14 protein-coding genes are annotated in these 13499 nt (G+C 67.6%); 7 read left to right on the forward strand and 7 right to left on the reverse strand.

Annotated features, from left to right (window positions below):
- Nucleotides 1-5: 5 nt before the first annotated feature.
- Entirely contained in the window at nt 6-857 is an 852-nt protein-coding gene (locus B1790_RS01515) for a DUF559 domain-containing protein (RefSeq protein ID WP_079921371.1), read from the forward strand.
- A gap of 74 nt (nt 858-931) precedes the next feature.
- Here the strand turns inward: B1790_RS01515 and B1790_RS01520 are convergent, their stop codons facing one another.
- Nucleotides 932-1648, reverse strand: coding sequence for a type 1 glutamine amidotransferase (locus B1790_RS01520; protein WP_079921372.1), 717 nt, complete (start codon nt 1646-1648; stop codon nt 932-934).
- Nucleotides 1641-2867: a Mur ligase family protein gene (locus B1790_RS01525; RefSeq protein WP_079921373.1), complete on the reverse strand. Its 1227-nt coding sequence runs from the start codon at nt 2865-2867 to the stop codon at nt 1641-1643. Before B1790_RS01525 ends, B1790_RS01520 begins: the two co-directional genes overlap by 8 nt.
- 84 nt (nt 2868-2951) lie before the next feature.
- On the opposite strand from B1790_RS01525, the gene B1790_RS01530 reads away from it, so the two are divergent.
- Entirely contained in the window at nt 2952-3944 is a 993-nt protein-coding gene (locus B1790_RS01530; protein WP_079921388.1) for a DEDDh family exonuclease, read from the forward strand.
- Nucleotides 3945-3955: 11 nt separating this feature from the next.
- Here the strand turns inward: B1790_RS01530 and B1790_RS01535 are convergent, their stop codons facing one another.
- The 3 genes from B1790_RS01535 to B1790_RS01545 all read right to left on the reverse strand — a co-directional run bounded on the left by B1790_RS01535 (nt 3956) and on the right by B1790_RS01545 (nt 7677).
- On the reverse strand, nt 3956-4342 hold the full coding sequence (locus B1790_RS01535; protein WP_079921374.1) for an SHOCT domain-containing protein: 387 nt from the start codon (nt 4340-4342) through the stop codon (nt 3956-3958).
- Between the two features lie 49 nt (nt 4343-4391).
- Nucleotides 4392-6203 carry a 2-isopropylmalate synthase gene (gene leuA / locus B1790_RS01540; RefSeq protein ID WP_079921375.1) on the reverse strand — a complete coding sequence of 604 codons (1812 nt, stop codon included), beginning with the start codon at nt 6201-6203 and terminating at the stop codon, nt 4392-4394.
- Between the two features lie 211 nt (nt 6204-6414).
- Nucleotides 6415-7677 carry an ammonium transporter gene (locus B1790_RS01545; RefSeq protein WP_079921389.1) on the reverse strand — a complete coding sequence of 421 codons (1263 nt, stop codon included), beginning with the start codon at nt 7675-7677 and terminating at the stop codon, nt 6415-6417.
- Between the two features lie 149 nt (nt 7678-7826).
- Between B1790_RS01545 and B1790_RS01550 the strand changes: the two genes are divergently transcribed.
- A complete protein-coding gene (locus tag B1790_RS01550; RefSeq protein WP_142270956.1) occupies nt 7827-8294 on the forward strand; it encodes a hypothetical protein in 468 nt (155 codons plus the stop codon).
- Here the strand turns inward: B1790_RS01550 and B1790_RS01555 are convergent.
- On the reverse strand, nt 8263-8874 hold the full coding sequence (locus B1790_RS01555; protein ID WP_079921377.1) for a nitroreductase family protein: 612 nt from the start codon (nt 8872-8874) through the stop codon (nt 8263-8265). The two genes, B1790_RS01550 and B1790_RS01555, sit on opposite strands and share 32 nt — an antisense overlap.
- Before the next feature lie 93 nt (nt 8875-8967).
- Here B1790_RS01555 and B1790_RS01560 point away from each other — a divergent pair, with 93 nt between their 5' ends.
- From B1790_RS01560 to B1790_RS01570, 3 genes are all read left to right on the forward strand, one after another.
- Nucleotides 8968-10233, forward strand: coding sequence for an aspartate kinase (locus tag B1790_RS01560; protein WP_056552554.1), 1266 nt, complete (start codon nt 8968-8970; stop codon nt 10231-10233).
- 2 nt (nt 10234-10235) lie between these two features.
- On the forward strand, nt 10236-11270 hold the full coding sequence (locus B1790_RS01565; protein WP_079921378.1) for an aspartate-semialdehyde dehydrogenase: 1035 nt from the start codon (nt 10236-10238) through the stop codon (nt 11268-11270).
- Nucleotides 11271-11348: 78 nt separating this feature from the next.
- On the forward strand, nt 11349-12437 hold the full coding sequence (locus B1790_RS01570) for a DUF4185 domain-containing protein (protein ID WP_369832267.1): 1089 nt from the start codon (nt 11349-11351) through the stop codon (nt 12435-12437).
- A gap of 202 nt (nt 12438-12639) precedes the next feature.
- On the opposite strand, the gene B1790_RS34040 is transcribed toward B1790_RS01570, so the two are convergent.
- Entirely contained in the window at nt 12640-12831 is a 192-nt protein-coding gene (locus tag B1790_RS34040; RefSeq protein WP_142270957.1) for a hypothetical protein, read from the reverse strand.
- A gap of 78 nt (nt 12832-12909) precedes the next feature.
- On the opposite strand from B1790_RS34040, the gene B1790_RS01575 reads away from it, so the two are divergent.
- Entirely contained in the window at nt 12910-13368 is a 459-nt protein-coding gene (locus B1790_RS01575; RefSeq protein ID WP_142270958.1) for a hypothetical protein, read from the forward strand.
- The last annotated feature ends 131 nt before the right edge of the window (nt 13369-13499 follow it).

The raw sequence follows: 13499 nt of genomic DNA on the forward strand, positions 1-13499 counted from the left end.
CGGGAATGGCAGCGGTCTTCTCGGGGAGTGGTGCGGTAAGCGGTGGACGGCTGACCCGCCATCGGCTTCGCACCCGTTTCGAGGCCATTCATCCCGACGTCTACGTCGCGGAATTCGCGGAGCTGACGACCGCGGACCGAGCGCGTGCCGCGGTGCTGTGGTCGAAGGGCCGCGGCGTCGTGGCAGGAGTCACGGCGTCTGCCTTGCACGGTGCAAAGTGGGTGGACGGCAGCCAACCCGTCGAGCTGATCTGGCGCAACCAACACGCCCCCCGCGGAGTGATCACTCGCAATGAACGTCTCGACGGCGACGAGTTCGCCGTCGTGGACGGCATCTCGGTGACCACGGCGGCTCGCACTGCGCTGGACCTCGGTCGTCATCTCGACCGCGATGCTGCGGTGACACGCCTGGACGCGCTGGCCCACGCGACGGGCATCTCGGCGGTCGACGTCGAACCGCTGCTAACTCGGCACCGTGGCAGTAGAGGCGTGCAGAAGGCCCGCGAAGCGATCGCGCTGATGGATGCCGGCGGCACGTCGCCGAAGGAGACCTGGCTGCGGCTTCTCATCGTGGACGCCGGTCTGCCAAAGCCGCAGTCTCAGTTGATGGTTCACAACGGCGACCACTACCCCCTTGCCTATCTCGATCTTGGATGGGAGAAGTTCATGGTCGCCGTGGAGTATGACGGCGACCAACATCGAACGGACCGTCAGCAATATCGGAAGGACGTCAGCAGACTGCAGATGCTCGAGCGGATGGGATGGATCGTCATCCGAGTGCTCGCGGGTGAGCACCCGATGGACGTGCTCCAGCGCATCCGGCACGCGCTGGCTCGTCGCGGCTGCCGCGAGGCATAAGCCTCGGCGGCGACACGCCGAGAAGGCCCGCCACAGTTTATGTCTCGCGGTCGATCTCGACGGGGGTGGCGACCCTAAGCGCGGCGCGGAGCCGCGAGACGTTCGCGACGCAACTGGTCCACCTCGGCCAGTTGGATTGGTGCGAGCTCGCCGACGACCTTCGAGAGCAGATGGTCAGCCAGCTGAGGGTTGCGGGCCAGGCACGGACCATGCAAGTACGTCGCGACGATGCTGCCCTGCACCGCGCCGTCGAATCCGTCACCCTCGCGGTTGCCTGCCCCGCTGATCACCCTGGCCAGCGGTTCGGCTTCGGGTCCCAAAACCGTTCCGCCGCGGTGGTTTTCGAACCCGGTCAGGCGTTGGTCGAGACCCGCCACCAGCGGTTGTGAGACCACTTCGCCGATGGTCCTCGCGGGCTGCGGCGACGTCGTCACGTCAAGCACGCCGACGCCGTCCACCCGCTCACCGGACGACGTCTCGTACCAGTGCCCGAGCACCTGGATCGCTGCGCAGATCGCCAGCACCGGGGCACCCCGTTCGGCGGCCCGCTGCAGGCCGGGGTACTGGATCAAGTGCTTGGTGGCCAACCGCTGGGCGTAGTCCTCCGCGCCGCCGAGGGTGTAGAGGTCGAGCGAGTCGGGCACCGGATCGGCCAGCGTGATTTCGACGACCTCGGCGTCGACCCCCCTCAGCCGCAACCTCTCTCGCAGCACGACCGCGTTGCCGCCGTCGCCGTAGGTGCCCATGACGTCGGGCAGCACCAGCCCGATCCGAACAGTGGATTCACTCACGAGGCAGCCGCCGGTTGAGTTGGAGGAACGCGGTGTAGTTGGCGATCACCTCGACGTGACCGGGTGGGCACGACGCGATTGCCTTCACGGTGTCGTGCACCAGAGTGTGGTCGACGCCGGCGTAGCCCAGTCGCACGGCCAGATCGGTGCCGCGCTCACCCGCCGCGACGACCGTGGTGTCGTCGAAGTGTTCGAACCGGACGTCCCACAGCCACGACAGGTCCTCGCCGTCGGGGACCTGTCCGTTGACCGAGATCACTACGCCCGCACCGTGTTTGTCGACCATCGACAGCGCCTCGTGCCAGCCCGCCGGATTCTTGGCGAGTAGCACCCGCACGGTGTGCTCACCCAGCTTCACGGTGCGGTAGCGGCCCGCGACCTCGTCGACGCCGGACACCGCGGCGACGGCCTTGGCGGGATCGGCACCAAGGGTGACGGCCGCCGCGATCGCCTGCGTGGCGTTGCCCCGGTTGACGTCACCGGGCAGGGCCAGCGTCATCGGCAGGGTCAGCCCGTCGGGGCCGTGGACGTGGGTGTCGTCGTACCACCAGTGCGGCGTCGGCCGTTTGAAGTCGGTGCCCGTCGAGTACCAGTGCGACTCCTCGCGCACGATGACCTCGCCGCTGCGGGGACAGCTGACCGAGTCGTTGGCCCAGGTTCCGCCGGCGGCCACCCACACCACGTTCGGGCTGTCGTAGGCCGCCGACGTCATGAGCACGTCGTCGCAGTTGGCCACGACGACGGCGTCGCCGTGTCGGGCCAGCCCGCCACGCAGCGTCCGCTCGATGTGGTTGATCTCACCCACGCGGTCGAGCTGGTCGCGGGACAAATTGAGGAGGACGACCACCGCGGCGGGCACCGCGTCGAGGACGTGTGGCACGTGCATCTCGTCGACTTCGAGTGCCGCGAGCTTGGCCGTGCGGTCGCCGGCCAGCGCCGCGATCAGCCCGGCGTCCATGTTGGCGCCTTCGGCGTTGGTGGCGACGGGACCCATGGTGGCGAGCGCGGCGGCCGTCATCCTGGTGGTCGTCGACTTGCCGTTCGTGCCGGTCACGACGACGGAGCTGCGTCCGGTGCCGAGTTGGCCGAGGATCGACTTGTCCAGGGCCATCGACACCAGGCCGCCGATCATCGCGCCGGCGCCACGCCCGGTGACCCGCGACGCCCAGCGCGCGGCAGACCCGGCACCCAGCGCGATTCGACCCCGAGTGGTGACCATCCCCGGCAGTCTAAAAGGGCCAAAGTCGGCTGGCGACACGCGGCGTCTCGGTCGGGCCTTGTCGGCGACCCGTGCCATCCTCGAATCGTGAGCCAAACGTTCGGCCGACCGGCCTCCGAGCCCGGTGCGGGCTGGGCCGTCGTCGACGTCGAGACGACGGGCTTCCATCCGCGTCAGGCTCGCGTCGTCAGTGTGGCCGCGCTGGCACTCGGCGACGACGGCAACGTCGAGGGCAGCTTCGCCAGCCTGCTCAATCCGGGCGTCGACCCCGGCCCCACCCACGTCCACGGGTTGACCACCGAGATGCTGCAGGGCCAGCCGACCTTCGCCGAGGTCGTCGGCGAGCTCAACGCGGTCCTCGAGGGTCGGACGCTGGTGGCGCACAACGTCGGCTTCGACTACTCGTTCCTGGCCAACGAGGCGGAGCTGGTGGGTGCCGAGCTGCCGGTCGACACCGTGATGTGCACTGTCGAGTTGGCCCGCAGGCTCAACCTCGGCGTCGAGAACCTGCGGCTCGAGACGCTGGCCGCGCACTGGGGCGTCACCCAGATGCGTCCCCACGACGCCCTCGACGACGCCATGGTGCTGGCCCAGATCCTCAAGCCCTCACTCGCGGGCGCCCATGAGCGCAACGCGTGGCTGCCGGTCCGGCCGGTGGCGCGCCGCACGTGGCCCAACGGTCAGGTCACCCACGACGAGCTGCTGCCACTGCGGACGCTCGCGGCCCGGCTGCCTGGCGACTTCCAGAACCCCGGCCGCTTCGTCGCGGGCAGGCCGCTGGTGCAGGGCATGCGGGTGGCCTTGTCGGCCGAGGTCACCCACACCTACGAGGAACTCATCGAACGGATGCTGCACGCCGGACTGTCATACGCCGACATCGTCGACCAGCAGACGTCGTTGGTGGTGTGCAACGACGCTGACCCCGATCAGGGCCGGGGCTACCAGGCCCGCGAGATGGGCATTCCACTGGTCGACGACGCGACGTTCACGGCGCTGATCGAGCACGTCGTCGGCGGCACGGGGATCGAACAGTTCACCGACCCCACGCTCCGGGGCGATCAGTTCACCCTGTTCTGAGGTCGGGCGGCCTACGCCAGAGCCTTGGCCTTGAGTGATTCGTATTCGCCCTGGGTGATCGTTCCGGCGTCCAGCAGCTCCTTGGCGTGCGCGATCTCCTCGGCAGGCGAGCGTCCGGCGGCCTGCTTGATGTAGTCGTCGGTCTGCCGCTTGGCCGCCACCGCCGCTTCGTGGGCCCGCACCGACATGCCCTTGCCACGCGCGATCAGATAGATCAACGCTGCGAACCATGGAATGACGAAAAGGAAGACGACCCAGAGCGCCTTTACGAAGCCCGATGTCTGGTGGTCACGCCAGAACAGGTCCGTGAGGATCTGGAAGAGCACCAGCAGGTACGCGATCCACGCGAAGATGATCAGGAAGTGCCACAAGAAATCCCACGTCGAACCCCAGTCCATGACGGCTCCTCATACGTCCCTGGCGCCACGTCTTGACGCCGACGTTAGTTTAGCCGCGCGCCGCCCGGTTCACTGCGGACACGACCGCACGCAAGGACGCCGTCGTGATGGACGTCGCGATGCCGACCCCCCACACGGTCTTGCCGCCGACCGACGCCTCGACGTAGGCCGCGGCCTGGGCTTCTTCGCCTGCCGACAGGGCATGCTCGGAGTAGTCGAGCACGCTGACGTCGTAGCCGACGGTCGACAGCGCGTCCACGAACGCCGCGAGCGGGCCGTTGCCCGCGCCGACGATCTCGCGCTCGACGCCGTCGACCTTCACCGTCGCCGTGATCGTGTCGGTGCCGCCGTCTTCTTCTGCGGCGTCGACCTTCTGCCGGATGCGCTCCAAAGGCGTGATGGGGGCCAGGTATTCGTCTGCGAAGACGTCCCACATCTCCTTGGGCGACACCTCGCCGCCCTCACCGTCGGTGATCTTCTGGATGGCCTGGCTGAACTCGATCTGCAGCCGTCGCGGCAGCGCCAGCCCGTGGTCGGCCTTCATGATGTAGGCCACGCCACCCTTGCCGGACTGGGAGTTCACCCGGATGACGGCTTCGTAGGTGCGCCCGACGTCCTTCGGGTCGATGGGCAGATACGGCACCTGCCACAGGATGTCGCCAACGTCGGAGCCCGTCGCGTCGGCGTCGACCTTCATCGCGTCCAGGCCCTTGTTGATGGCGTCCTGATGGCTGCCGGAGAACGCCGTGTAGACCAGATCGCCGCCATAGGGGTGCCGCTCGTGCACCGGCAGCTGGTTGCAGTACTCGACCGTGCGGCGGATCTCGTCGATGTTGGAGAAGTCGACCTGCGGGTCGACGCCGCGGCTGAACAGGTTCAGTCCCAGGGTCACCAGGCAGACGTTGCCGGTGCGCTCACCGTTGCCGAACAGGCAGCCCTCGATGCGGTCGGCGCCGGCCTGGTAGCCCAATTCGGCTGCGGCGACGGCAGTTCCGCGGTCGTTGTGCGGGTGCAGGCTCAGAATGATCGAGTCGCGGCGAGCCAGGTTGCGGCTCATCCACTCGATCGAGTCGGCGTAGACGTTGGGGGTGGCCATCTCGACGGTGGCGGGCAGGTTGACGATCAGCGGAGCCTCGGGCGTGGCCCCGACGATCTCCGACACCGCGTCGCACACCTCTTTGGCGTACTCCAGTTCGGTGCCCGTGTAGGACTCGGGGGAGTACTCGAAACGCCATTGCGTTTGCCCGTGTTTCGCGGCTTCGGCGACGCACATCTTGGCGCCGTCGGTGGCGATCTTCTTGACGGCCTCACGGTCGGCGCGGAACACCACGCGGCGCTGCAGGATCGACGTCGAGTTGTAGAAGTGCACGATCGCCTTGGGGGCGCCCGCGCAGGCCTCGAACGTCCGCTCGATCAGTTCGGCCCGGCACTGCGTCAGCACCTGGATCGTCACGTCGTCGGGAATCGCGCCGTCGGTGATGATTTCGCGGACGAAGTCGAAGTCGGTCTGGCTGGCCGACGGGAAGCCGACCTCGATCTCCTTGTAGCCCATGCGGACAAGCAGGTCGAACATGCGCCGCTTGCGTTCCGGGCTCATCGGGTCGATCAGCGCCTGGTTGCCGTCACGCAGGTCGACCGCGCACCACATCGGCGCGGTCTCGACGACCTTGTCCGGCCACGTGCGGTCGGGCAGCGTGACGGGCTCTACTTCAGCGGCGAAGGGGCGGTACCTGCTGACCGGCATCGACGTGCCGCGCTGAGTGTTCCAGGCGGGCTGACCGGGATTGCGGTCGCCGGCGGGGGTGCTGATGGTGCGCGCCGAGACGTAGGCGTCGATCGAATGGGGGTTGGGATTGTTCACGGTTCTCGCTCCGGTTGGTGTCTGGAAGAAATTCAGACCGGCGCATCAAGACGACCCGCGACGGGAAGCCAGTCTGGATCAGACCCCGCCGCGGCGTCCGAGAAGGAGCGACCGCTGCACGTCGGTCACTCTACTCCGCGAGGCCACTTCTCCAAAACACCAAAGAGGCCCCGGTCGGCGCGGGGCGAATCGCGCCGACCAGGGCCAGTCTCTAAAGGGTTTGCAACTCGTACGCCGCGTCGCGGTGCAACTTGGCGTCGATGCCGCTTTCCTCGTCCTCGGGCGAGATGCGGATGCCCATCGTCTTCTTGATCACGAACGCGATCGCGAAGGCGACCACGAACGAGTAGGCCATCACCGCGCCCGCGGCGATGATCTGCTTCCACAGCTGGCTGAAGCCGCCGCCGTAGAAGACGCCGTCGGTGGCGTTGGGCATGCTCGCGCTGGCGAAGAAGCCGATCAGCACGGTGCCGATGACGCCGCCGACGAGGTGCACGCCGACCACGTCGAGCGAGTCGTCGTAGCCGAAGCGCTCCTTGAGGCCGACGGCGTACACGCAGACCGCGCCGGCGATGGCGCCGACCGCGATCGCGCCGATCGGGGTGACCGCACCACAGGCGGGGGTGATGGCGACCAGGCCGGTGATGGCGCCGGACGCCGCGCCGACGCCGGTGACGTGGCCGTCCTTGATCTTCTCGACGGCCAGCCAGGCCAGGGTGGCGGCGCAGGTGGCGACGAACGTGGTGACCATGACGATCGCGGCCGAGTTGCCCGCGGCCAGGGCCGAACCGCCGTTGAACGCATACCAACCGGCCCACAGCAGGCCTGCGCCCAGCAGCGTCAGCGGCACGTTGTGCGGCTTGCGCAGCTGACCGAACATCGCGGACTTGCCGAGCACGATCGCCACGGCGAGCGCCGCGGCGCCTGCGTTGATGTGCACGGCGGTACCACCGGCGAAGTCGATTGCCTTGAGGCTGTTGGCGATCCAGCCGCCGACGGAGTCCTCGGTGACCACGCCGTCGAAGGCGAACACCCAGTGCGCGACGGGGAAGTACACCAGCACGGCCCAGAACACGGCGAACACCATCCATGCGCCGAACTTCATCCGGTCGGCGACCGCACCCGAGATCAGGGCGACGGTGATGGCCGCGAAGAGCGCCTGGAACAGGGCGAACAGGCTGACTTGCAGTCCGGAGATGGTCGTCTGCGACTCGAGCAGATCCTTCATCCCGGCGAATTCGGTAAAGCTGCCGACGAAGCCGCCGTAGCTGGTGCCGAAGACCATCGAGAAGCCGAACAGCACCCAGAGGACGCCGACGACGGCGACGGCACCGAAGGTCATCATCATCATGTTGGTCGAGCTCTTCACCGAGACCATGCCGCCGTAGAACAGCGCAAGCCCGGGGATCATCAGCGTGAGGCCGATGATGCAACACAGCATGAATGCCGTGGTGCCGGTGTCAACTACATCCATCGGTACCTTCTCCATCAGTGGTGCGGCCCCCTCGAGGCCGATCACTGGCAGTGAACGATGTTTCTGTTACGTGGACTTACCTGTGAGGTTTCGCTGACGTTAAACGTCCTTGGCGATATCCCGCCGCGCACCTGTGCCAGCATCAATACGTGAAACGCGTGAGGCCGCTGACGACGGTCGTGGTGGTGGTAGCCGTTCTCATCGGGAGTGCCATCTGGTGGATGTTCTTTCGCGGCCCGTCATCGTCCGACTGTGCTCCGGTGCGAGAAATGTTGGCGTTCAACAAATCCGAGATCGACGCACTCAACGCCAAGACCCACGTCCCCGAACCCGGATCGTCGGAAGCGGCAACCGATCCGAGTGAACTCGACTACCGGGCGTGGGTCGACGGGCTCACCGATCGGGCGGCGAAGGTCACCGCCCCCGAGCTGGCAGGCCCGGCCAAGGAGACCGCGGAGACCGCCGATCGGCTGGTCCGGGCCCGTCTCGACTTCGACGCCCAAAGCGCGCGCACCGCACCGGGCGCCGTGGCCCCCGCGTCGGCGATGATCGTCGCCGCGTTCAACGACCAGTTCGAAGCGCAGGTCACCCAGCTGACGAAGACGTGCACGTCGTGAACGCGGCGCCCCACCTGACGGCGTAGGCCACCTGCTCCAGCGGCAGCCGCTCGCGGGGCTTCGAGTCCCGCTCGACGACCGCCTGGTCCGCCGTCGAATAGTCGCCGAGCGTCCCCAATGCCAGCACCGCCACCGGCCTGACCTCGTCTGGCACGCCGAAGGCGGCGCGCGCGGCGTCGGCGTCGAACCCCGCCATCGGATGGGCGACCAGCCCCCGGGCGACCGCCTCGACGCTGGCATTTGCCATCGCAGCGCCGGCGTCGACCGCGGAGTAGAACGCCGTGTTCTCGTCGGGCCCCTCGTCGGCGCAGATCAGGAGCAAGGCGCCCGCGGCCGCCGCATACGAGTTGCCGCGTTTGAGGGTCGCCATCAGCGCGTCGAACGTCTCGTCGCCGCGCAGCCCCACCACGAACCGGACCGGCTGCCGACCTCCCCAGGTCGCCGCCCAGCGGGCGGCCTCGAGGACGGCCGTCACCTGCTCGCCGGTGACCGTCGCATCGGGATCGAAGGCCCGTGGACTCCAGCGTGCGGCGATGGGCTCGTGGATCGGTACGCGGGTGTCGGCACGTCTGTTGGTCACGCGTCCGAACGCTACCGCCGGACGGGACGGAAAAACCCGGTGGGCAGACCCCTTATCCTGTATGCGACTCACGCGTGAACGGAAAGGCGAACAGTGGCGCTCGTCGTACAGAAGTACGGCGGATCCTCGGTGTCAGACGCCGATCGGATTCGCCGGGTCGCCGAGCGCATCGTCGAGACCAAGAAGGCGGGCAACGACGTCGTCGTCGTGGTCTCGGCCATGGGTGACACCACCGACGATCTGCTCGACCTGGCCCGCCAGGTCAACCCCGCGCCGCCCCCGCGCGAAATGGACATGCTGCTGACCTCCGGGGAGCGGATCTCCAACGCGCTGGTCGCGATGGCCATCTCCTCGCTCGGCGCCGAGGCACGGTCCTTCACGGGATCGCAGGCCGGCGTCATCACCACCGGGACGCACGGCAACGCCAAGATCATCGACGTCACGCCGGGCAGGCTCCGCAGCGCTCTCGACGAGGGACTGATCGTGTTGGTCGCCGGCTTCCAGGGCGTCAGCCAGGACAGCAAGGACGTCACCACGCTCGGCCGTGGCGGTTCGGACACCACCGCCGTCGCGCTGGCGGCCGCGTTGCACGCCGACGTGTGCGAGATCTACACCGACGTGGACGGCATCTTCACCGCCGACCCGCGGATCGTGCCCAACGCCAGGCACCTGTCCACCGTCAGCTTCGAGGAAATGCTCGAGATGGCGGCCTGCGGGGCGAAGGTGCTCATGTTGCGGTGCGTGGAATACGCCCGGCGCTACGACGTTCCGATACACGTCAGGTCGTCGTACTCAGACAAGGCGGGCACGCTCGTCAAAGGATCGATGGAGGACATCCCGATGGAAGACGCGATCCTGACCGGAGTTGCCCACGATCGTGGTGAGGCGAAGGTGACCGTCGTCGGGTTGCCCGACGTTCCTGGCTACGCGGCCAAGGTGTTCCGCGCCGTCGCCGACGCCGACGTGAACATCGACATGGTGCTGCAGAACATCAGCAAGATCGAAGACGGCAAGACCGACATCACGTTCACCTGCGCGCGGGACAACGGCCCGGCAGCCGTCGAGAAGCTCGCGTCGCTGCAGGGCGAAATCGGTTTCACCTCAGTGCTCTACGACGATCACATCGGCAAGGTGTCGCTGATCGGCGCAGGCATGCGCAGCCACCCGGGCGTCACCGCGACGTTCTGCGAGGCACTCGCCGCCGTCGGCGTGAACATCGACCTCATCTCGACCTCGGAGATCCGAATCTCGGTGCTGGTCAAGGACACCGAGTTGGACAAGGCCGTGATGGCGTTGCACGAGGCGTTCAATCTGGGCGGCGACGAAGAGGCCGTCGTGTATGCGGGAAGCGGGATCTGACCATGGTGAGCATCGGAGTCGTCGGCGCGACCGGGCAGGTCGGCCAGGTCATGCGAAAGCTGCTCGAGGAGCGCGACTTTCCGGCCACGTCGGTGCGGTTCTTCGCCTCGGCTCGCTCGCAGGGCAAGAAGCTGACGTTCCGCGGTCAGGAGATCGAGGTCGAGGACGCCGAGACGGCCGACCCGTCGGGTCTCGACATCGCGCTGTTCTCCGCAGGCGCCACCATGTCTCGGGTTCAGGCGCCGCGGTTCGCGGCCGCCGGCGCCGTCGTCGTCGACAACTCGTCGGCGTGGCGCAAGGACCCCGAGGTTCCGTTGGTCGTCAGCGAGGTCAACTTCGACCGCGACGCCAAGAACAGGCCCAAGGGCATCATCGCCAACCCCAACTGCACCACCATGGCCGCGATGCCGGTCCTGAAGGTCTTGCACGACGAAGCCGGGCTGGTGCGGATGATCGCCTCGACGTATCAGGCGGTGTCCGGCAGCGGGCTGGCCGGTGTCGAGGAGCTGTTCAGCCAGGCCAGGGCCGTCGTCGAGGACAGCGAGCAGCTGGTCCACGACGGATCCGCGCTGACGTTCCCCGCCCCGAACAAGTACGTCGCACCGATCGCCTTCAACGTCCTGCCGCTGGCGGGGTCGCTGGTCGACGACGGTTCCGGCGAGACCGACGAGGACCAGAAGCTGCGATTCGAGAGCCGCAAGATTCTCGGCATCCCCGAGCTGCTCGTCAGCGGGACCTGTGTGCGGGTGCCGGTGTACACCGGGCACTCGCTGTCGCTCAACGTCGAGTTCGAGCGGCCGTTGTCACCGGAGCGGGCCAGGGAATTGCTGGCATCCGCACCGGGGGTGAAGTTGGTGGACGTGCCGACGCCGCTGGCCGCCGCCGGTGCCGACGACTCCCTGGTCGGGCGCATTCGGCAGGATCCTGGCGCTCCCGATGGGCGTGGCCTCGCGTTGTTCGTCTCGGGCGACAACCTCCGAAAGGGTGCTGCGCTCAACACCATTCAGATCGCCGAGCTGCTCGCCGCCGAACTCTGACCCGGCGGCCGCCGAGTGTGGACTTTGGTCGCGGCGTGGCGCCGACTGGCGTGCGTCAACTCCACGTTCGGCGTGCTGTTGGTGACGGTCGGGCTGCTCGCCGCTCCGGCGCACGCCGACCCGCCGTCACCCGCACCTGGGCCCGTACTGCCACCGATGGCGCCCGGCCAGGTGGTCCGCATCGGTCCGACGGCCGGAACCGGCACACCGACAAGCGATTACGGCATCGGGGCCACGGACCTCTGTGAGTTCATGGAGTTTCCCAGCGGAGTACTGCAGGTCTGCGGGGACAGCTTCGCGGGCCAGGGTGTCGCCTTCGGTCAACACTTCTCACCGATCGCGCTGCACGTCGACCTGGACTCGGTGGACGACCCGACCGGCGTTCGCTATTACGGCGTCACGGGTACCGACAAGCCCCTGCTCGCTGATCCCACTCCGCCGGGATCGTCGCAACTGCCCGCAGGAATCGTGCAGGTGAACCGCGAGAACTACATGTTGGTGACCACCACCAAGGATCTGGTGCCCGCCACCTCGAGACTCGTCAAAGCGACTCCGTATCAAGGCAATTGGGCGACCGTGCCGGGATCTCAGCGGCCGGCGAACTTCGCAGGCGGCAGGCAGTCGCAGATCAGCGGTTACTACGATCCGATCCCCACGTCGGACTCGCCGAGCGGCTGGGTGTACATCGTGGCCAACGACTTCGACCGAAGTGAACCGGTGGAGCTCTACCGGGCGACGCCGCAGGCGTTCACCGACCGGTCGAGCTGGCAGGCGTGGTCGGGGGGCGGGACGTGGGGCGAATCGCCCGTGGCGTTGTGGGGAGACCGCGTGGGGGAGACGAGCATTCGGCAGGTCGACGGCAAGACGGTGCTGTCGTACTTCAACGCGAGCACCGGCAACATGGAGGTTCGGGTCGCCAACGACCCGACCGGACTCGGTATTGCCCCGGTGACGACGGTGGTGCTGGCCGGAGCCTGGCCGGACGAGGCCGACGACCTGCCGTCTCCCGATGACAACCGGCTGGCCCAACCCTACGGCGGCTACCTGTCGCCCGGCTCGACGCTCGACGAACTGCGGGTGTTCGTCAGTCAGTGGAATACGTTGCCGCAGGCTGACAATGCGCCGTATCGGGTGATCCAGTACGCGGTGAACCCGCTGAAGCCGTAGGCGTTCTCGATTACGCCGTCCAGCCCGCGGTCGCGGAATTCGTGGCCGATCGCCTCCGACAGGATCGACATCTTGCGTAGCCCGCGTTCCCGGAGGCCGGCGCCGACCACGTCGTCAAGATGATGCCCGGCGGCGACTTCGACCGCGGGGTGGCCGGTCCCGAACTCGCCCCGACCCTGCTGGCGATCGAGGCCGTCAGCGGTTAGGTCTCGTCGGCGACCTGGTGGCGATCCTGATGCCCGGCCGGCGCCTGCGGGTCCGACGTCGGGTCATCCAGGTGATCTTGCAGTTCGCGCTGTTCCTCGGTGGTCTCGGTGGCGTCCCGGGGTGTCGCCGGCGGGTCGTTCTGCGGGTGTCCCATGCGGTAGGTGGTTGCCCAACCGGCAGTCGGCAAACCTCCACAGTGGATTCACGAGGGAACACGGCAAGAATTGGTCGACCCAACTTCGAACGGACGACGATCATGGACCTCATGAGCCAACCAGTCGACTATCCCGGCGACGCCGCGACGGGTCCGCAGACCGCAGTCCTTCCCGAAGGGCACTACCAGCAGCCGCCCCAGGGATACGCCTACCCGCCGCCAGGGCCGGGACCGCAGCCGATGCCCCCGCCGGCCAAGCCAAGTCGTCTGAACAAGGTGGCGGCGTGGGTGGGCATCGTCGCCGGGTCGCTCGTCATCGTCGCCGTGTTGTTCGGCTCCGGGTTCTACTTCGGTCGTGAAACGGCCCCTGCGCCGACGCCGGACCGCAGCGCGGCAGGCACCGAGCAGGGCCCGATGATCATGCCGATGCCGCGTGGTCAGTTCGAGCGGCCGGGGCCCGGCATCGTCATCCCGAACGGGCCGACGTTCACGCTGCCGAACATCTTCCCGCAGTTCCCGATGCCCCCGCAGGGGCCGACGACCCAGGTGCCAGGGCAACCGCCGCGCTGATCGGCTCATAGCGCTTTCATAGCCGATTCTTCATTGGCGCATCACCATCGCGGCCAAGATCGGAACCATGAGCGAAACAGCGTCGTCACCAGAACCGGCAACGGGTCCCATCGAGACCCCCGCCACCCCCG

Origin of the sequence: Mycobacterium sp. AT1 (genome assembly GCF_002043095.1) — a bacterium.
Taxonomy (GTDB): Bacteria; Actinomycetota; Actinomycetes; order Mycobacteriales; family Mycobacteriaceae; genus Mycobacterium.